The organism is Polaromonas sp. (genome assembly GCF_039930745.1).
GTDB lineage: Bacteria > Pseudomonadota > Gammaproteobacteria > Burkholderiales > Burkholderiaceae_C > Polaromonas.
Genome location: NZ_JBDTTH010000086.1, coordinates 1 through 18,552 on the forward strand (window position 1 = coordinate 1; position 18,552 = coordinate 18,552).

Consider the following 18,552-nt stretch of genomic DNA (forward strand, 5'->3'; position numbering starts at 1 on the left):
GCAGGCCACCGGCACCGGGTCGATGCCGTTGTGCGGCAGCGCGGCATGGCCGCCTTTGCCGCGAATCGTGATCTTGAACTCGTTGGTCGATGCCATCACCGGGCCGGCGCTGGCAGCAAACTTGCCAACCTGGGTGCCCGGCCAGTTGTGCATGCCGAACACGGCATCCATCGGGAATTTGTCAAACAGCCCGTCCTTGATCATCTCGCGCGCGCCGCCGCCGCCCTCTTCCGCTGGCTGGAAAATCAGGTAGACGGTGCCGTCGAAATTGCGGTTTTTCGCAAAATGCTGCGCAGCTGCCAGCAGCATGGCGGTGTGCCCGTCATGGCCGCAGGCGTGCATCTTGCCCTGGGTCTTGCTGGCATGTTCGAAGGTGTTGAACTCCTGCATCGGCAGCGCATCCATGTCGGCGCGCAGGCCAATGGCGCGTTTCGAATTGCCGTTTTTGACAATGCCAACCACGCCGGTGGTGCCCATGCCGCGGTGAATCGGAATGCCCCATTCGGTGAGCTTTTGCGCCACCACATCGGCGGTGCGCACCTCTTCGAAACACAGCTCCGGGTGGGCATGGATATCGCGGCGCACAGCGGCAATGCCGGCGGCCTGCGTAACGATGGAATCAATGACTTTCATGCAATCCTCTGTTGGTCAGGCCCGCGGCGTATCCTCGTTGGCGGAGGGCTTGCGGACCCAAGGTTGGCCTTGGTAGTGCGCATAGTCTGCCAGATTTAACAGGGGAACGTCGCCACTGGAATCGCCATACGCGTGCAAAACAACCCGCCCGCCGGCAGGGCTGCGGCCAGTCAGCCAGGCCTGCAGGCGTAGCACCTTTTCCTCACCGTGGCAGTTGCGGGTCGACATGCGGCCGGTGAGCACTGAGCCTTTTGTTTCCAACTCGGTACAGAGCACCGCGTCCATGCGCAAAACCTCACCGGCGCGGTGCAAATAAATACCCGGCGAGGCACTCACCATCACGCAGCAATGACCTTGCTGCTGGTGCCAGTGCAGCCGTGCCAGTGTTGCTTCATTCCATTGCTGTGGCAGATAGTGGCTTACAAAATCAGCGGTCCAGCGCTCGATGTCCGCCACGCTGCACCCACCCAAGCTGGCCTGGAGCAACCTGGCCTTGGCCCGGTGGTTGCTGATGATGCGGCAGGCATAAGCCGCCAACCAGGGGGCACTCTCCATCAAAGCCAACAAAAAGCGTGGCCAGCCCAGGCTGCGATACAGGTAGGGAAGCAGGGAGTCGCGCTGCGTCAGTGTGCCGTCAAAGTCAAAGGCAGCCACTTCCATGGCTGGTGGCGCCTGATCGGCAGCTACTTCGTGCATCGCACCTGGCCGCACAAACGCTCGCAAAACGGGCAGCCCGTCATGGGCAGCCAGGCCGGAATGTTGTAGTAGCGGCTGTAAATGGTGGCCAGCACACCGTCCTTGTAGGCGGCGTAGTTGAACCCCCTGCCCTCGACCGCGTAAAAAGGCACGCCGTCCTGAGAAAAGCTGAGCACCTGCAGGCTGTCGAAATAAGGCTGGTACTCCTCAAGGCGGGGGGCGTCCATGCGCAGGATGCGCACTGTCTTGCCCTGGTACAGCGAGAAATCAACCAGCATGTCGTCCTGGCGCGCATGGAAGTTGCCCGGCCCGAACACCGGTACATACCGGCGCAGTTCGTACCCGTAGATGGATGCAGGCGTGTAGGCACTGGCCATCAGCACCACGCCGGGAACCACCACCTGCTTGAGCATCTCCGCGGTCTTGTAGCTGCGGATGATTTGCGGATACAGCCTGGTGCTTTTCCAGTTGTCCAGCGAACTGGCGTACAGGCCGGCCACCACCAGCACGTGCAGCACCGAAAACACGGCCATGCCGACAGCGCAGGTTTTGAGCTTGTCCCGTGGCAGGGCAAAAGCCAGCAGCGCAAAACCGAAGGGGTAAAACGACAATACCCAGTGCAGCCCCACCACTTTTTTCAGCGACAACAGCGCAAAAAACAGCAGCGGCACGACCACCACACAGGCCAGCAGACGTTGCTGGCGCGACGCGGCGGCCAACGCAGCGCGCTGCTTCCAGGCCAGCCAGGCCGCAACCGGCGTGACCAGGTAAACCATCATGGCCAGGTAAAGCAGCGGCTTGTTCCAGGCAAAACTCTCGCCTTCGTTGCGGTTGTACAGGTTGAACATGATGTTCGACCAACCGTGCGACATGTTGTAGGCAATGTTGATCGCCGGGCCGGGCAGCGCGCACAGCACGAGGAGTGCAAACGCAGCCCAGCGGTCCCGCCGGTACAGCGCGAAATACACGACGTAGGTCAGGCCCAGCACCACAGAAAAGTACTTGGACAAAAAGGCGCAGCCCAGGAACAGCCCCGACAGCGCATATTGAAGCCAGGCCGTGCCGTCCAGGCGCTCGCGCCGCTCGGCGCGCAGCAGCAGGGCCACCGACAGCACCGACCAGAACATCAGCGGTGTGTCGGTCGTGATCAGCACGTTGAGCCAGTTGATCGGCGCCAGCCAGAAAAACAGCACGGCCCAGGCGGCGCGCACGCGATCCAGCGGGCTCAGCGCCCAGCCCACCAGCCCACCCAGCGCCAGCGGCAGCAGGACCACTGGCAGGCGGATTGCCCAGGTCGTGTCACCCATCGTCGCGCGCACTGCGGCGATCAGCCAGCCCACCATGGGCGGGTGGTCGTAATAGCCCCAGTCCGGGTACACGCCCCACCAGTAGAAAAAAGCCTCATCGCCGGTGATCGGGAAAGTCGCAGCAATCCACAGCCGCAGGGCCAGCGAGAGCGCGCCGACAGCGATCAGCCAGCGCAGCAGGGAGGGAGGAAAAAGAGTGTCAGCCGGGAGGCCGGGGCGTTCAAGCATGTGTGATGGCTATCTGAAACTGATGTCGCGAATGGCGGCACTATAGACCAGCGCCAGCGCGCCGATGGCCACGGCCAGCCACAGGGTCAGCAGCCTGACCAGCACCGTGATGCCCAGCGCCTGGGCCGCGCTGGCGCCATGCACCACCAGCAGTCCGGTCAACACGGCCTCCATGCCCCCCAGGCCCGCCGGCAATAGCGAAAGCGCGCCGGCGACCATGGCGACCGCATAAAAACCGGCGGCCTGCAGCACCCCGATGGAAAGCCCGGCCTCACGGCACAGCAGCCAGACGGCCAGGCCCTGGGCAGCCCATGCCACCAAGGTCAGTGCCAGCCAGACATGGGGCTGGGTTGCCAGGCAATGCCATGCATCACGCAGCCAGGACAGGCGGAGCAGCAGGCGCCGCCGGAAACCCCAGAAAAGCGCGCCCATTCCCAGCGCCAGCAATCCGGCAAGTACGGCAAGGCGCCAGGCCAGCGGCTCGTTCAGAGCCACCAGCCACCAGGCCACCGGCAGGCACATCAGGAGCAGGCACAGCAGGTCGGCCAGGCGCTCGGCGCCAAAAATGGCCAGACTCTGCGCTGCGCCCAGCGGACGGTGCGCCAGCATCAGCCCACGCGCGGCTTCGCCGATGTTGCCCGGCGTGGGCGTGAAGGTGTAGCCTGCCAAGTAAAGGCGCAAGCCTTCCAGCAGCCCCAGCGGCCGCCCGTGGGCGGCCATCCAAATGCGCCAGCGCAGGCCGCGCAGCAAGTAGTTCAGCAGGCACAGCGCTGCGGCCTGCAGGCCAACCATGGAAACCAGGCGCTGAAGGGTTGCCAGCCGCTGGCCTTCGCCGAACACGGCGAGCGCCACGGCGTAGGCCGTGGCAGCCAGACCGAGCACCAGCAGCAGGGACTTGAGCGGCAGGCGGGTCGGCGGTGCGTCCTGCGTCAAAGGCGGTGCCCCAGAAACACCCCGAGCCAGGCCACCAGTGCCAGCAGGATCCAGGGGTCGCGCAGCAAGTCGCGCGAGACGTCCTCGCCGTGGCCCCGGTGCACCTGGTAGGCATAACGCAGCATGGCAAAAATAACGATGGGCACGCTGTAAACCAGGCGGTCGCCGTGCTGCAGCTGTGCTTCCGGGCTGGTGGCAAACAGGCCGTAGGTCATCAGGCTGGCCGTCATGGTCACCGCCATGAACATGTCCAGCAGGGCGGGCGGGTAATGCTCAAGCACGGCCCGCTGGCCGGCCTCGTCATGAAAACTTTCCGCCTTGCGTTTGGAAAAGCCCAGAAACAGCGCCACAAACAGCCCGGCCAGCAGCAGCCAGCGCGAAGGCGGAATGCCCACCGCCAGCGTGCCGGCCAGCAGCCTGAGCATGAAGCCCGAGGCGATGATGGACACGTCCACCACCGGCACCTGCTTGAGCCGCCAGGAATACGCCAGGTTCAGCAGGACATAAATGCCCAGCAACACCATCAGGGTTTTGCTGCCCCAGGCAAAAGCCAGGCCCGCAGCCGCCAGCAGCGCGGCCAGCATGAGCGCTACCGCAGGTGGCACGGCACCGCTGGCCAGCGGGCGGTGTCGCTTGACCGGATGGCGTGCATCGCTGGCGCGGTCCAGCCAGTCATTGAGGATGTAGACCATGCTGGACAGGCAGCAAAACGCGGCAAAGGCCTGGAGAACCCGCCATGCCAGCGGCCCATTGCTCCAGCTCTCGCTGAACACCAGGCCGGCAAACACGAAGGCGTTTTTGAGCCATTGGTGAGGCCGCATCAGGGCGGCAAGGCTGGGCAATAAGCGCATGGGCAGTGTGTGCAGTGGTGGACGCCGGTGCATGAGCACGACCGGTCGCCGTCAAGCATAACTGACGGGGCTTTGCGCCCGCCACCCGGACCTGCGGCGAACGCCGTGGCCCGGCTTTTCGAGCACGTTTACGTGTAAAAAGGCCTGTAGCCCTTTACCAACCTGTGCAGACAGCTATCAAAACAATAGCGTCTGCAGCCCTACCCTCTCTCGGGCTCAGGTGCGTACGCGCCCGTCGCCGGTCAGCATGGACAACTCGACAAAACTCGAAGCCACATGATCGGTGGGAGAGAACGAAATGGAAAAACCACCCAGCGACTGGCTACCTATGCCCTCCAGGCCGGCAATCAGGGACTCGCGGCTCAAGACCTTGCCGCCCGCGCGCTTGAGGCCCTCGACAAACAGCCGGGCCGCCACATAACCTTCCATGCTGGAGAAGTTGACCTGGGTGCCCTTGCCCGCGACCTTGACCGCGTCGGCAAACTCGCGCGCAATCGGGCGCGCCGCGTTGTATGGCGAAGGCACGACTTGAGTCACCACCACACCGGCGCCGTCCTTGCCAAGTTCGTCGGCCAGCGCCTGGGTCCCCACAAAAGACACGTTATAAAACGTTCCGCCATAACCAGCCTTGCGCGCTTCACGAATGAAGGCAGCGCAGGACTTGTAGGCACTGATCTGCACCACGGCGTCGGGCGCGGCCGCCACCAGGGTTTTGACGGCGGCAGCAACGTCCACGGAGTTTCGCTCCACGGTGGCCTGGGCCACGGTCTTCAGCCCCAGGCTGCTCAGGGCCAGGTTCACGCCGTCCAGCCCGGCTTTGCCGTAGGCATCGTTTTGGTAGAACACGGCAATTTTTTTCAAGCCCAGGCCCGTCAGCTGCCTGACGATCAGGCCGGTCTCGTCGTTGTAGGACGCCCGCACGTGAAAGGCGTATTTGTTGAAGGGATCGCGCAAACCCATGGCGCCGGTGAAGGGCGCAATAAACGGGACTTTTTCTTTGGTGGCCAGCGGCAAGGCGGCCAGGCTGGTTGGGGTGCCGATGTACCCGAACAGCGCGAAGACATCGTCTCCAATCAGCTTGCGGGTGTTTTCGGCACAACGGTCCGGCTCGTAGCCGTCGTCCAGGTTGCGGATCTCAATCTGGCGCCTACCGACACCGCCCTGGGCGTTGACCTGGTCGAAATAGACCTTTGCGCCCTGGTAAAACTGGATGCCCAGCTGTGCGGCCGGGCCGGTGAAGGCAGCCGACTGGCCAAGGATGATTTTGCTGTCGGACTGAGCTCGGACAACGTTGAAACCGGCGAGCATGGCCGCGCCAGCGGTGAGGGAGAATTTTCGGCGATTGATAAGCATGCTTACATTCTCGCCAAACAAGCCCTCTGGAAGTCTGACCCCGAATTCACCCGCTGTCAGCGATCCATAAAAATGGATACCTTAGTGCTCAAAATCAATAAACTAAGGGTAAACCCTTTATTTTCCGTCAGCCTTTCGTCAGTCTTGTGTCGCGGCGTACCAACTACTCCCGCACGCGGCCCTGGGAATCAATCAGGCTGAGCTCCACCAAGCGGGAGCCCACACGGTCTTCGGCGAAGTGAACGCGAAAACCGCCTATGTTCACCTCGTTCAGCCCATCAATAGCCCTTTTAAGTTTGGCCCGCGTGGGGTCTTTGCCAACACGCCGCAATGCCTCGGCATACACCCGCGCGGCGACGTAGCCTTCGAGCATGTACACGTTGGGCTTGCCCAGCTTGGCGGCCGCCGCGTCCTCTTGCAACTCGCGCACCACTGCCACGCGATTGCCGTCGCTTTTTGGCACCGCACGCACCACCACCACGCCGGCCCCTGCCGGGCCAAGTTGCTCGGCCAACAGGCTTTCACCCGTGTTGGAAAACCCGTAAATAGCCCCACGGAAACCCTTGGCACGCAGGGCGCGCACCGCGGGAGCAGCGGCAACAGAATCACTGATCAAGAGAACCGATTCAGGCCGAGCCGCAAGCACCTTCTCGACCGTGGCCGCGAGCCCAGCCGAACCCAGGGTGTCTTTGCCCAACAAACTCACACCAAGACTGGTGAAGACGCGTGTTGCAGAATCCAGCGCCGCCTGGGATTCGCTATCGCCAGCGTAAAGGATGAAAAATTTTCGGGCCCCCAGGGTTTCAGCATGTTTTGTCACTGCTGTGGCCTCCTCCGAGTAGCCGGGGCGCAGCGAATAAACATTGGGGTAAAGGGGGCCCCGAAATTCATCGGCTGCAGCCATGGGCGCGAACAGAACTGTTTCGCTGTTCTTGATGAACGGGTAAATCATGGTGACCTGGGGAGAGCCATAAAAACCAAAGAGAGAAAACACACCCTGCCCAAGCAGTTTTTGGGTGTTTGCCGCCGCAGTCGCCGCGTAGCCTTCGTCATCCAGCGTGACCAGCTCGATCTGGCGACCATGGATGCCGCCGGCCGCGTTGACACGGTCAAAGTACAGCTTGGCCCCCTGATGGAAGGGTTTGGCCAGCGACGAACCCGGACCGGTCAGAGGCAGGGATTGCCCCAGCACAATGCCTGTCTTGCTGACGCCGTCCTGGGTTCGCCCCGATGTACTCGCCAGCAGCAGGGCCGCTACGATGGCGGCTTGCCCTAGAGTTTGAAATGTTTTCATGATGGTTTTCCCGTTTCGTCCGGCGAGGGACGACTCCTTTGTAAGAAAATGTAGTTCTTATTTATGCCTTCCTCCATCCGCATCTCCCCTAATGTCAGTTTCGAGAAAGCTTCGGGCAAAGTGCGCGGCGCCTGCCCACATGACTGTCCGGACACCTGCGCCCTGCTGACCACGGTGGAGAACGGGGTGGCGGTGAAAGTCCAGGGCAATCCGGCGCACCCGCAGACCGGCGGTGTGCTCTGCACCAAGGTGTCTCGCTACACCGAACGCAGCTACCACCCCGACCGCATCCTGCAGCCGCTCAAGCGGGTGGGGCCCAAGGGCTCGGGGAAATTCGAGACCGTCAATTGGGACGCGGCACTGGGCGAGATTGCCGGCCGGCTGCAAGCCATCGCGCAGCGCAACCCCGAGGCCATCGTGCCCTACAGCTACGCCGGCACCATGGGCCTGGTGCAAAGCGAAAGCATGGCCGCGCGCTTTTTCAACAAGCTGGGCGCCTCGCTGCTGGAGCGCACTATCTGTTCAGCCGCCGGCGGCGAGGGCCTGGTGCAAACGCTGGGCGGCAAGGTCGGCATGAAGGTCGAGTTTTTTGCCGAGGCCAAACTCATCCTGATCTGGGGCAGCAATTCGATTGCCAGCAACCTGCACTTCTGGCGTTATGTGCAGGAGGCCAAACGCCAGGGCGCAAAAATTATCTGCATCGACCCGCGCAGAACCGAAACCGCCGAAAAATGCCACGAACACATCGCCCTGCGGCCCGGCACCGACGCCGCGCTCGCCCTGGGCCTGATGCATGAGCTGATCGTCAACGACTGGCTGGACCACGCCTACATTGAGAGCCATACCATCGGCTGGCCCTTGCTGCGCGAGCGTGCACTGCTATGGAATCCGGAGCGTGTTGCAGAGGTTTGCGGCATTCCGGCGGAGCAGGTCCGGTCGCTGGCGCGCGACTATGGCCAGTGTTTCGCCAAGGGCGAGCCGGCGGCGATACGGCTGAACTACGGCATGCAGCGCGTGCACGGCGGCGGCAACGCCACCCGCGCGGTGGCCTGTCTGCCGGCGCTGACGGGTGCATGGCGGCACCGTGCCGGCGGCATGCTGCTGTCAAGCTCGGGCACAGTCCCCGTCAACCGGGCGGCCCTGCAGCGGCCCGACCTGCTTGCCGGCCGGCAGCCGCGCTTGCTCAACATGATCAGCATCGGCGACGACCTGCTGCGGGAAAGTTCTGCCGCTTTCGGCCCGAAGATCGAGGCGCTGATTGTCTACAACAGCAACCCCGTGGCCGTGGCCCCGGAGTCAGGCAAGGTAGTGCAGGGTTTTGCGCGGGAAGACCTCTTCACCGTGGTGCTGGAGCACTTCCAGACCGACACCGCCGACTACGCCGACTTCATCCTGCCGGCCACCACGCAACTGGAGCACTGGGATGTGCACGGCGCGTACGGCCACACCGATGTGCTGCTGAACCAGCCGGCGATTGCGCCCGTGGGCCAAGCCCGGCCCAACACCGAAATTTTCCGCGGCCTTGCGGCCCGCATGGGCTGGACCGAGCCCTGCTTTCTGGAGGACGACGAAACCCTGTGCCGCACGGCCTTCAGCCACCCGGACGGCGACCGGGTTGACTTCAATGAACTGCTGGACAAGGGCTTCGCCACCTTGCCGGTGCCCGACGCGCCGTTTGCCGAAGGCCGTTTTCCCACGCCTTCGGGCAAATGTGAGTTTTTCAGCGCGCGCCTTGCCGCGCAGGGGCTGGATGGCCTGCCCAACCATGTGCCCAATCACGAAGCGGCCGGCAGCTCTGCCAGCTACCCGCTGGCCATGATCTCGCCGCCGGCACGCAACTTCCTGAACTCCAGCTTCGTCAACGTCAAAAGCCTGCGTGATATTGAAAGCGAGCCGGTGCTGGAAATCCATGCGGACGACGCGCTGGCACGCGGCATCAGCACCGGTACCGTGGTCAAGGTGTTTAACCAGCGCGGCAACTACCGGGTCAAGGCCGAGGTGTCCGCCCGCGCCCGGCCGGGGGTGGTCCATGGGCTGGGCATTTGGTGGCGCAAGCTCGGGCTGGACGGCACCAATGTCAACCAGCTGACCAGCCAGCAACTGACCGACCTGGGCCATGGCCCGGTGTTTTACGACTGCCTGGTCGAAGTGCAGGCTGAAGTGCAGGCAGACACCGCGCCGGCAAGCTGACACAGCCATGCCTTCCCTGCGGATATCACCCAGAACCGCCGCCCTGTTTGCAGGCACCCTGCTGCTGGGCCTGCCCGGCTGCACCAACCTGGGCTATTACTGGCAGTCGGTTAGTGGCCACCTGCAGCTGATCAACGCCGCCCGGCCGGTGGACGACTGGCTGCAGGACAGCGAGACGCCTGAAAAGCTCAAGACCCGCCTGGCCCTGTCGCAGAAAATCCGGCGCTTTGCCGTCAGCGAGCTCCAGCTGCCCGACAACGCCAGCTACCAGCGTTACGCCGACCTGCGCCGCAGGGCCGTGGTGTGGAACGTGTCCGCCGCGCCCGAGTTTTCCCTGACCCTGCATACCTGGTGTTTCCCGGTCACCGGCTGCGTCGGCTACAAGGGCTTTTTCGAGGAAGCCGAAGCACGCGCCGAAGCCGGCAGGCTGGGCGCGGGAGGCCTGGAAGTCAGTATCTACGGGGTGCCGGCCTACTCGACCCTGGGCTGGATGAACTGGGCCGGCGGCGACCCGCTGCTGAACACCTTCATTGGCTACCCCGAAGGCGAGCTTGCGCGGCTGATCTTCCATGAGCTGGCGCACCAGGTGGTGTATGCCGCCGACGACATGGACTTCAACGAATCTTTTGCCACCGCCGTGGAACGCCTGGGCAGCACGCGCTGGCTGACCCAACACGGCAGCGCCGCCGCCCGCAAGGAGTACGCGCAGTACAACGAGCGCCGCCAGCAGTTCCGCATGCTGACCCTGGGCCTGCGCCGCGAACTCAGTGAAATTTATAAACAAAATACGGCCTCAGCCCTTGACCGGCGGGCGCAAGCAGCTATGAAAAGCGTAGCAATGCAGACTTTTCACGCACGTTATGCCGAGCTCAAGGCCTCCTGGGACGGCTACACGGGTTATGACCGCTGGGTAGCCAGCACCAACAACGCCTCGCTGGCCTCCCTGGCTGCCTATGATGAAATGGTCCCGGGCTTCGAAGCGCTGTTTGCCCGCGAAGGAAGCGACTGGCGGCGGTTTTACGCCGCAGTAAAGCAGCTGGCCACCCTGCCCAAACAGGAGCGGCACACCCTGCTCCACACCTTCATGAACAACCAGAGCAAGGAAACACCCGATGGCTGACATCCATATCGAACGCCAGCACAGCCTGGGGCTGGCGCAGGCGCGCAAGACCGCTTTCCAGTGGGCCGAACAGGTCGAGGAAAAGTTCGACATGAGCTGCACCTATGAAGAGGGCGCCACCTGCGACGAAGTCAGCTTCACACGATCAGGCGTCAGCGGCACGCTCAAGGTGACCAAAGACCTGTTCGAGCTGGACGCCAAGCTGGGTTTTCTGCTCGGCGCGTTCAAGGACAAGATCGAGGGCGAGATCGTGAAAAATCTGGACACCCTGCTGGCGCAAACCAAAGCCGTCAAAAAGAAGACAGCCGCGAAATGACGGCGGCGGTCCACCCCGGTCCGCTGGCGGGCCTGAAGGTGGTGGAACTGGGCCAGCTCATCGCTGGCCCGTTTGCCGCCAAGACGCTGGCCGACTTTGGCGCCGACGTCATCAAGATAGAAGCGCCCCGCACTGGCGACCCGCTGCGCAAATGGCGCCTGCTGAAAGACGGCACCTCGGTCTGGTGGCAGGTGCAGTCACGCAACAAGCGCTCGGTGGCGCTTGATTTGCGACAGGCTGAAGCACAGGACATCGTGCGCAAACTCGCCGCCGACGCCGACGTGCTGATTGAGAACTTCCGGCCCGGCGCCATGGAGGGCTGGGGCCTGGGCCCTGATGAACTACTCAAACTCAACCCGCGTCTCATCATGCTGCGCATCAGCGGCTACGGGCAGACCGGGCCCTACCGCGACCGGCCGGGTTTTGGCGTGGTGGCCGAAGCCATGAGCGGCCTGCGCCACCTGACCGGCGAGCCCGGCCGCGTGCCGGTACGCGTCGGCGTGAGCATAGGCGACACCCTGGCCGCGCTGCACGGTGTGATCGGCATCTTGCTGGCGCTGCAACACCGCCATGCTTCAGGCCAGGGGCAAGTCGTTGATGTGGCGCTGTACGAAGCCGTCTTCAACTGCATGGAAAGCCTGCTGCCCGAATACAGCGCCTTTGGTGCAGTGCGCGGCCCGGCCGGCAGTGCCATGCCCGGCATTGCCCCCACCAACGCCTACCGCTGCAAGGATGGTGGGTCGGCCGCCAGCGCCGGGCCGCCCCAAGCAAGGCCAGCCCCCTCGGGGGGCAGCGAACCACGCGAAGCGGGGAGCGTGGGGGCTTATGTTCTCATCGCAGGCAACGGGGACAGCATCTTCAAACGACTGATGCTCTGCATAGGCCGACCCGATCTGGCCGCTGACACCGCACTGGCCAGCAACGACGGCCGCGTACTGCGCGTGCAGGAGCTTGACGACGCGATTGGCCAGTGGGCGGCCGGCTTGACCGTGGAAGAAGTCCTGGCAGCACTGGAAAGCGCAGAAGTACCCGCAGGAAAAATCTACACCGTCGCCGACATCGCCGCCGACCCACACTACGCCGCGCGCGGCATGCTGCAAAACGTGCGCATGGACGACGGCTCCGACCTGGCCGTACCCGGCTTCGTCCCCAAACTCTCAGCCACCCCCGGCAGCCAACGCCGCAACGCGCCAGCACTGGGTCAGGACACCGATGCGGTGCTGCGTGAGGTCGGGCTGACGGAGGTGCAGATCAGTGCGTTGAGGCAGCGCGGCGTTGTGCAGTAAGAGCTTTTTGCTACTTTATTAATAGCTGTTCGCACCCATGGAATAAGGGCCAATGGCACATTTGGCTAGTAGGCCATGCAGACCTAGAATCGTGCGGTGTTCAGCGTGCGGTTTAACTACATGACGGAGAGCGTTCATGCGTAAAAACTCTTGGTACGACAAGGACTTGTCGACAAGTCAACGGCCGGAGTTGTACCGCAGCGGCCGAGTTATGCCGCAGGCTGTGCGGTATACATTGAGCCGTCACTTGCCATAGTTGCCAGCCCATCAACTATGCGAATACTGCTTCTCTTGGCTGCCACGGCTTCATTGACGGTTGTGGGTGTAGCGCAAGCGGCAGGCAGTTCTCATCAGCCCGAAATTGTTCAGTTCACGAATCAGAACGTTGTGCTCGCCGGCGAGTTGTTCAAGCCAAACGGCGACGGGCCGTTTCCTGCAATTCTGTACAACCATGGCAGCGCGCCAGGAATGCTGAGTAGCCAGGCCAGTGGGAGCATCGGCCCACTATTCGCGCAGAAGGGTTGGGTTTTTTTCATGCCCTACCGCAGAGGCCAAGGACTCAGCACCAAAGCCGGACCGTACATCGGCGATGAGATCGCGCAGGCTCGGGCGCGCGGGGGCACCAGAGAAGGTGCCACCACTATGGTGCGCCTTCTGAGTACAGTTCATCTGCAGGACCAGTTCGCCGCGCTGAACTGGCTAACGTCCCAGAAGTTCGTGCAGAAGGATCGCATTGCCGTTGCTGGGAATTCTTTCGGTGGAATCGAAACCGTCCTTGGTGCCTCACAAGGGCACTACTGTGCGGCCGTCGACGCGTCAGGTGGCGCGGAAAGTTGGAGGTCTGCACCAGAACTTCAGATACTCATGAAGACTGCCGTTCGAGCGTCGAAAGCGCCAGTCTTCTTCTTTCAAGCCGAAAACGACTTTGACCTTTCTCCGAGCAGAGCGTTGTTCGCAGAAATGAAGTCCGTAGCCAAGGAAGCAGAGTTGAAGATCTATCCGCCCTATGGGACCTCAAGTCGAGAAGGCCACAGTTTCGCGTATGCAGGCAGTGCAACTTGGTTCGACGATGTATTCTCGTTCGTCCAGCGGCACTGCACTCCGTAGCGGTGGCGGCTAACCATCATTCAAGCGGACGTGCCTCCGGCCCGCCGCTTATTGAGCCTTCCGTAAATCATGACCGGCAACTTATGACCGTTCGGGCTGAGCCTATCGAAGGGCTTCGACAGGCTCAGCCCGAACGGTGTGGCGTCATGAATTGCGAAAACATCAATAAGTCAAACGTCTAGACGTCCAATAACCTTAAGGGAAAGTCTATGAATCTGCTCGCCGAGATAATGCCTTTTCTGTCTGCTGCGGGCCTTGCTCTGTTCGTTGGCGCTCTATTTACAGAGGCTATGGTGCTTGTTCCCATGTGGCGAACATTGCAACCACAAGAATTTTTCACACTGCATGCCGCGCATGCTCATCGCCTGTACACGTTTTTTGCGCCACTTACTGCGAGCGCAACGGTTCTTGCGGTTGTTGCCGCAATTACATCCGTCGCCACAGATCGTCCACAAAGTTCTGCGTCGGTTGTCGCTGCCGTTCTCGCATTGGTCATTCTCTCAACGTACGTTCTGTACTTTCGGCGCGCCAACGCCAGCTTTGCCGAAGCGAGCATCACACACGAGGCTCTTCCTGCCGAGCTGGCGCGTTGGGCTTCCTGGCATTGGTTCCGCACAGTGATCGGCCTTGTAGCTCTTGCCTCGGCGTTGCTTGCTTTGCGTGGCGGCACAAGCCTCCTGTGAAAATGAACCTGCCGCCTAACGTGTTGACACGGACCCACACCTGCAGGAGGCGGCTTCGCCGCGAATGGTAGCGGTCCGGTCATTTTTACGTTAAGACGCAAAAAATCAGATGGCACCAAAGCACTATGCTCTGCTCGCCGGCGCTGCTGTCACGGCTTCGGGCTTTGCACTCGTCATCAGTGGAGTGAGCGCAGTTTCTACGGGTGCGGGTGCATGCGACTCGAACGGAGCAGCCATTGCAGATGCTAAATTCATCCAGACCGCTGTCGACGTTTACGAGTGGAACTATGTGCGTCCGAGGCTCCATTACCCTACTGGGCGCACTAGTTCGCGGAAGCAGAACCACCCGGATCGGTATCGAATGTGGCGTCTGAGTCTGAGTGATCGTAGCCTTCAAACTGTGTCGCGAACTTCTGGGGTCGGATGGTTCTGGAACAGTGGGTATGAAATCGAGGTCGTGCTCGTTGTCAACCCTGAACGGCGAGGAGATTCGCTACTCCCTTTCGCGTTCGATCGGTGCGGACAGCTGCTATCGCATGAGTTCGGCTATCACAATGACGTTCGAGGCCTTACAACTGCAAACTATGGTCAGGTGCTGGGTAAACTGAGTGAGCCAGGTAAGCGGTGATGTGCCTTAACATCAATCGACACGGATCCACAACGGATGGAGGCGGCGTCGCCGCTAAGCGTTGTGTTCCGGTCATCTTCACGTTAAGACTCCCATGAAAAAACTTTACGTCACGCGGGTTCTCTCGGCGTCACTTCTTCTTTTTGGGAGCATTGCAATAGCTTGCTCTCCTCCACCTCCTACTTTCGACCCAACCGGAAGAACGGTGCATCCCCCTGAGCCCACGTTCCGGTATGAGTTTATTGGGGTTGTCGTCGGTGAGGCTAAAGGTTTCGTTCCCGCGAGAGGGAACGCACCGGCAACCGAGATTGCTGCTCTGCGAATTCGAGTAGTTCGTTCCTCCGGGCCGGATTTGTCTATTGACAGTGAGCACACGCTGTACCGCGCAGGAATTGGGGCAGATTGCGGGTTCCAGGCGGGATCGCTGAATGTGAAGGACTTTCCAGTCGGCTCGGAGGTGGTGGTGAAATCGAACGATCTTGTGTCAGGACGAGTCATTGACAAAATCGAAGACCCCCGACCTGCTCTTGATAAAGCCATTCGAGATGGCTCTATTCGTAAAGCAACGGCAGAAGATGTGAGGGCATTTCGGGATGCTTACGTTGAAAAAAAGTACACCAGAAAAAGCCTGCCGGTGCCGGTTACAGAAGATGCTCTTTCTGTAACTAGAGTAGACATATCACGCGCATATGTCGTGCTTAATAAGTTCACTTACCCTTCCGGTTTACTGAACGAATATAGAGCCGTCTTCTTTGTGCCCATAGGTGTTCCCGAGCCAAGCGGTGAAATCGGGCATTCAGCGTTTTACGATTTCGAGACCCTCACTGTAGTGTGTACTCTTGCGAGAACTGGTGGCATTTCCTGCTGACGAGAGAACAATAAGAATCAAAGGGGTTGGGGGTGGGTCTTACATTAAATGCCTGTGACCCTATGCCAGATGACGGAGATGCCCTTGTTCTACAGGAACTGGGGGGATATTCCATCGCAAATCACGGCTACCCCTAAGGTGAACCTGACGCCCCGAAAATTGCGCTTGGGGGTTACCTATGCGCGTCGCACCTTTATCACCAGTTACCTCGAACGTTGAGGTGTCACAACGACCGCCATGCTCATTCGTTTCACTGTTCTTGCCGATGACCCAGACTCTGGCCGCGCCAGCGGAGTGTTTGTCGTCGCGCACACCCTTCGAGACGAGGGAGATCTGACGGTTGACGAGCATCGCGAGCTGCGTTTGGTGTTGTCTTGGTTCAATGAAAATCTAAGCATCCCCGCTGTCCTTAAGCACATTGAACACAGACGCGCAATTTCCTGGTTCAAGCCAGCTGCCGCTGTGGCCATTCGACGAATGTGGCAACTTAAGGAATTGCTTGATGTTCATGGCTACCACGTCAACGTGCTTCGGACCACAGACCCAGGGAATATAGTCTACGAGGATGACTTGCAAGTCATTGCCAAGCCCCGCAAGGGGCAGCGCTTCTAAACTGATGCCAACTGACCATCGCGAGGCGGCAACCGGCGCCCCCAAAGCCAGTTCAACTAACGCCTAGAGCCAATCAGCTCAACGACTCAATCAAATCCACATACTGCTGCATCGCAGCTTCCTGCGAGGTGCCCTTGAGGCTGTTCCAGGCGTCCCACTTGGCGCGGGCCACCATGTCGCCGAAGCCGGGCTTTTTGTCGGCGTTGTCGCCTGCGCTGCCCTGCTTGTAGAGTGCATAAATTTTCAGCAGGGTGGCGTTGTCGGGGCGCTCGCTGAGGTTTTTGGAATCGGCCATTGCCTTGTCGAAAGCTGCTTTGATGTCTGCCATGGGGTTGCTCCGTTGTGGTTGAAAGTCAGGATGAATTCGGGTAACTGCCCGGTATCTTAGCCACTGCCTTGCCTGCAAAATAGGGAATTCCCCCCATCCTCGGGGGTTGGCTCACGGAGTTTTCATGGTCACACGCGTTTCGGCCCAGGCAGCGGGCAAAAAGGTCGCAAAGAACGTCCAGAAAAACGTCACCCGCGCCGTCTCCGGCACGCTGGGCCTGTCGGGCGAGCGCATGAGCAAGGTGGACACGGCCTGGCTGCGCATGGACACGCCTTCGAACCTGATGATGATCGTCGGCGTCTGGCAATTGACGCCCGGCGTCAGCCACGCGGCGGTGTGTGAACGCATCGAAAACAGCCTGCTCAAATATGGCCGCTTCCGACAGCGCGTCATCGAGGACGCCGCAGGCGCCACCTGGGTCGAAGACCGCTACTTTGACCTGCAGAACCACGTCATTGCCGAGAAGCTGCCGAAGGCGGCCAGGGGCAAAGAGCAGGAGGCACTGCAAGACCGCGTCGCGCACCTCGCCATGCAGCCGCTGGACCGCAAACGCCCGCTCTGGCAAATCCACCTGATCGAGGACTACACCGGCCCCGACGGCGTCAAGGGCAGCGCCATGATTGTGCGCATCCACCACTGCATTGCCGACGGCATTGCGCTGATTTCAGTGACCATGTCGCTGGTCGATGGCGGCGCGGCGCCGCCCGAGCGCAAGAAGAAAGAAGCCAGCAGCGGTGGCGCCGAAGACTGGATTGCCGACACCCTGCTCAAACCCTTTACCGACCTCACGGTCAAGGCGCTGGGCGCGGCGGGCGACGGCGCTGCCAAGTCATTCAGCCTGCTGAGCGATCCCCAAAAAGGCATGGCAGGTTCGTTGGACATTGCCAAGGTCTTGCTGCAGGTACTCAAGGACAGTGCCGCCTTGGCGCTGATGCCGGACGACTCCAAGACCCGGCTCAAGGGCAAACCGGGCATGGCCAAAAAGGTCGCCTGGTGCCAGCCGATTCCGCTTGATGAAGTCAAGGCGGTCGGTAAGGCGCTGAACTGCTCGATCAATGACGTGCTGCTGAGTTGCGTGGCAGGCGCCATTGGCGAATACCTCAAGTCGCACGGCGATGACGTGAAAGGCCAGGAAATCCGCGCCATGGTGCCGGTGAACCTGCGGCCCATCGAGCAGGCCTACAAGCTGGGCAACCGTTTCGGCCTGGTGCCGCTGGTGCTGCCGATCGGCGTGGACAACCCGGTGGAGCGCGTGTACGAAGTGCGGCGCCGCATGGCGGCACTCAAGGGCAGCTACCAGCCGCTGCTGGCCTTCAGCCTGCTGGCGGTGGCCGGCCTGCTGATCAAGCCCGCGCAGGACGCGATGCTCAACCTGTTCTCGAAAAAGACCACGGCGGTCATGACCAACGTACCGGGCCCGCGTGAAAAGCTCAAGTTCTGCGGCGCCACGCTGGAACAAAGCATGTTCTGGGTGCCGCAGTCGGGCGACGTCGGCCTTGGGGTTTCCATCCTGAGCTACGGCGGCGGCGTGCAGTTCGGCGTGATCACCGACAGCACGCTCTGCCCCGAGCCGCAGCGCATCATTGACGAGTTTGTGCCGGAGTTTGCCAAGCTGTCGATGGTGACGATGATGCTGCCCTGGGGGGAATAACGCTGGGTTTACAAGCGTTTTATGCCGCTAGCCCTTTGGATTCGGCCGCTAACAGCTATTGAATTGATAGCATGCCTATCATATGCATCACGCTGCGCTTGCGGTCTGCTACGGATAGTAGGACGGACTCCCCACTCCCAACCCTCGGGGATGCGCTGCCTGACTCGCGCCGTGCGCGGCGGGGCTTTTGCGGGATGAGCCGCGAGGCGCAAAACCCAAGGCAAGGCTTTCCGCCTTGCCTGGTTTTGCAACGAAGTGGATCGCCCGCAAAACCACGCCCCTTTGGGTTCGGACCAAAACGGGCCCTTTACTCACCAAACCCCTTGCGTGTGCTTTAGCACACGCAAGGGGTTTGGCGAGCAAATCATCCCGTTGTGGATCTGAACGCGCATGGCGCGAGTCAGGCAGCGCATCCCGACCCTTCCCTCGCCCCGCTGGGCGATGGAAGGGAGCCTCATTTGGCTGCGT

At 61.4% G+C, this 18,552-nt stretch carries 17 protein-coding genes; 9 read left to right on the forward strand and 8 right to left on the reverse strand.

The annotated features are described in order from the left end of the window. The 7 genes from ABI660_RS19200 to ABI660_RS19230 form a co-directional block, all read right to left on the reverse strand. On the reverse strand, positions 1–633 hold a 633-nt coding region (locus ABI660_RS19200), incomplete at its 3' end, for an amidohydrolase (RefSeq protein WP_348071093.1). Between the two features lie 15 nt (positions 634–648). Further along, the gene (locus ABI660_RS19205; protein WP_348071095.1) at positions 649–1,329 is read right to left on the reverse strand and encodes an HAD-IB family hydrolase; all 681 of its coding nucleotides are present in this window, start codon (positions 1,327–1,329) and stop codon (positions 649–651) included. Beyond that, positions 1,317–2,864 carry a glycosyltransferase family 39 protein gene (locus ABI660_RS19210; protein ID WP_348071097.1) on the reverse strand — a complete coding sequence of 516 codons (1,548 nt, stop codon included), beginning with the start codon at positions 2,862–2,864 and terminating at the stop codon, positions 1,317–1,319. Before ABI660_RS19210 ends, ABI660_RS19205 begins: the two co-directional genes overlap by 13 nt. 9 nt (positions 2,865–2,873) lie before the next feature. After that, on the reverse strand, positions 2,874–3,797 hold the full coding sequence (locus ABI660_RS19215) for a lysylphosphatidylglycerol synthase transmembrane domain-containing protein (protein ID WP_348071099.1): 924 nt from the start codon (positions 3,795–3,797) through the stop codon (positions 2,874–2,876). Further along, on the reverse strand, positions 3,794–4,648 hold the full coding sequence (locus ABI660_RS19220) for a decaprenyl-phosphate phosphoribosyltransferase (RefSeq protein WP_348071101.1): 855 nt from the start codon (positions 4,646–4,648) through the stop codon (positions 3,794–3,796). The genes ABI660_RS19215 and ABI660_RS19220 overlap by 4 nt, the downstream gene beginning before the upstream one ends. A gap of 216 nt (positions 4,649–4,864) precedes the next feature. Continuing rightward, positions 4,865–6,001 carry an ABC transporter substrate-binding protein gene (locus tag ABI660_RS19225; RefSeq protein ID WP_348071103.1) on the reverse strand — a complete coding sequence of 379 codons (1,137 nt, stop codon included), beginning with the start codon at positions 5,999–6,001 and terminating at the stop codon, positions 4,865–4,867. A gap of 163 nt (positions 6,002–6,164) precedes the next feature. Then, a complete protein-coding gene (locus ABI660_RS19230; protein WP_348071105.1) occupies positions 6,165–7,295 on the reverse strand; it encodes an ABC transporter substrate-binding protein in 1,131 nt (376 codons plus the stop codon). Between the two features lie 63 nt (positions 7,296–7,358). Between ABI660_RS19230 and ABI660_RS19235 the strand changes: the two genes are divergently transcribed. The 8 genes from ABI660_RS19235 to ABI660_RS19270 all read left to right on the forward strand — a co-directional run bounded on the left by ABI660_RS19235 (position 7,359) and on the right by ABI660_RS19270 (position 16,105). Continuing rightward, on the forward strand, positions 7,359–9,485 hold the full coding sequence (locus tag ABI660_RS19235; RefSeq protein WP_348071107.1) for a molybdopterin oxidoreductase family protein: 2,127 nt from the start codon (positions 7,359–7,361) through the stop codon (positions 9,483–9,485). 7 nt (positions 9,486–9,492) lie between these two features. Next, positions 9,493–10,605, forward strand: coding sequence for an aminopeptidase (locus tag ABI660_RS19240; protein WP_348071109.1), 1,113 nt, complete (start codon positions 9,493–9,495; stop codon positions 10,603–10,605). Then, entirely contained in the window at positions 10,598–10,921 is a 324-nt protein-coding gene (locus tag ABI660_RS19245) for a polyhydroxyalkanoic acid system family protein (protein ID WP_348071111.1), read from the forward strand. The genes ABI660_RS19240 and ABI660_RS19245 overlap by 8 nt, the downstream gene beginning before the upstream one ends. Then, positions 10,918–12,207 (forward strand): CaiB/BaiF CoA-transferase family protein, encoded by a 1,290-nt coding sequence (locus ABI660_RS19250; protein ID WP_348071113.1) that lies wholly within the window; start codon positions 10,918–10,920, stop codon positions 12,205–12,207. The genes ABI660_RS19245 and ABI660_RS19250 overlap by 4 nt, the downstream gene beginning before the upstream one ends. A 291-nt stretch (positions 12,208–12,498) precedes the next feature. Continuing rightward, positions 12,499–13,314 (forward strand): prolyl oligopeptidase family serine peptidase, encoded by an 816-nt coding sequence (locus tag ABI660_RS19255; protein WP_348071115.1) that lies wholly within the window; start codon positions 12,499–12,501, stop codon positions 13,312–13,314. 209 nt (positions 13,315–13,523) lie between these two features. Continuing rightward, positions 13,524–13,997 carry a hypothetical protein gene (locus tag ABI660_RS19260; RefSeq protein WP_348071117.1) on the forward strand — a complete coding sequence of 158 codons (474 nt, stop codon included), beginning with the start codon at positions 13,524–13,526 and terminating at the stop codon, positions 13,995–13,997. Positions 13,998–14,719: 722 nt separating this feature from the next. Then, complete coding sequence (locus ABI660_RS19265; protein ID WP_348071119.1) at positions 14,720–15,493, forward strand: hypothetical protein; 774 nt, start codon at positions 14,720–14,722, stop codon at positions 15,491–15,493. A 237-nt stretch (positions 15,494–15,730) separates the two neighbouring features. Then, positions 15,731–16,105 (forward strand): hypothetical protein, encoded by a 375-nt coding sequence (locus ABI660_RS19270; protein WP_348071121.1) that lies wholly within the window; start codon positions 15,731–15,733, stop codon positions 16,103–16,105. Between the two features lie 73 nt (positions 16,106–16,178). Here the strand turns inward: ABI660_RS19270 and ABI660_RS19275 are convergent, their stop codons facing one another. Then, positions 16,179–16,433, reverse strand: a complete 255-nt coding sequence (locus ABI660_RS19275; protein ID WP_348071123.1) for an acyl-CoA-binding protein — start codon at positions 16,431–16,433, stop codon at positions 16,179–16,181. Between the two features lie 124 nt (positions 16,434–16,557). Here ABI660_RS19275 and ABI660_RS19280 point away from each other — a divergent pair, with 124 nt between their 5' ends. Continuing rightward, complete coding sequence (locus ABI660_RS19280) at positions 16,558–18,084, forward strand: wax ester/triacylglycerol synthase family O-acyltransferase (protein ID WP_348071125.1); 1,527 nt, start codon at positions 16,558–16,560, stop codon at positions 18,082–18,084. Positions 18,085–18,552: the final 468 nt, after the last annotated feature.

What these genes read in the sequence shown, in the direction of transcription:
- ABI660_RS19275 (WP_348071123.1), bottom strand. Translation starts at nt 16,433, where the DNA reads ATGGCAGACATCAAAGCAGCTTTCGACAAGGCAATGGCCGATTCCAAA.
- ABI660_RS19230 (WP_348071105.1), bottom strand. Translation starts at nt 7,295, where the DNA reads ATGAAAACATTTCAAACTCTAGGGCAAGCCGCCATCGTAGCGGCCCTG.
- ABI660_RS19235 (WP_348071107.1), top strand. Translation starts at nt 7,359, where the DNA reads ATGCCTTCCTCCATCCGCATCTCCCCTAATGTCAGTTTCGAGAAAGCT.
- ABI660_RS19220 (WP_348071101.1), bottom strand. Translation starts at nt 4,648, where the DNA reads ATGCGCTTATTGCCCAGCCTTGCCGCCCTGATGCGGCCTCACCAATGG.
- ABI660_RS19280 (WP_348071125.1), top strand. Translation starts at nt 16,558, where the DNA reads ATGGTCACACGCGTTTCGGCCCAGGCAGCGGGCAAAAAGGTCGCAAAG.
- ABI660_RS19210 (WP_348071097.1), bottom strand. Translation starts at nt 2,864, where the DNA reads ATGCTTGAACGCCCCGGCCTCCCGGCTGACACTCTTTTTCCTCCCTCC.
- ABI660_RS19245 (WP_348071111.1), top strand. Translation starts at nt 10,598, where the DNA reads ATGGCTGACATCCATATCGAACGCCAGCACAGCCTGGGGCTGGCGCAG.
- ABI660_RS19225 (WP_348071103.1), bottom strand. Translation starts at nt 6,001, where the DNA reads ATGCTTATCAATCGCCGAAAATTCTCCCTCACCGCTGGCGCGGCCATG.
- ABI660_RS19265 (WP_348071119.1), top strand. Translation starts at nt 14,720, where the DNA reads ATGAAAAAACTTTACGTCACGCGGGTTCTCTCGGCGTCACTTCTTCTT.
- ABI660_RS19270 (WP_348071121.1), top strand. Translation starts at nt 15,731, where the DNA reads ATGCTCATTCGTTTCACTGTTCTTGCCGATGACCCAGACTCTGGCCGC.
- ABI660_RS19260 (WP_348071117.1), top strand. Translation starts at nt 13,524, where the DNA reads ATGAATCTGCTCGCCGAGATAATGCCTTTTCTGTCTGCTGCGGGCCTT.
- ABI660_RS19240 (WP_348071109.1), top strand. Translation starts at nt 9,493, where the DNA reads ATGCCTTCCCTGCGGATATCACCCAGAACCGCCGCCCTGTTTGCAGGC.
- ABI660_RS19205 (WP_348071095.1), bottom strand. Translation starts at nt 1,329, where the DNA reads ATGCACGAAGTAGCTGCCGATCAGGCGCCACCAGCCATGGAAGTGGCT.
- ABI660_RS19250 (WP_348071113.1), top strand. Translation starts at nt 10,918, where the DNA reads ATGACGGCGGCGGTCCACCCCGGTCCGCTGGCGGGCCTGAAGGTGGTG.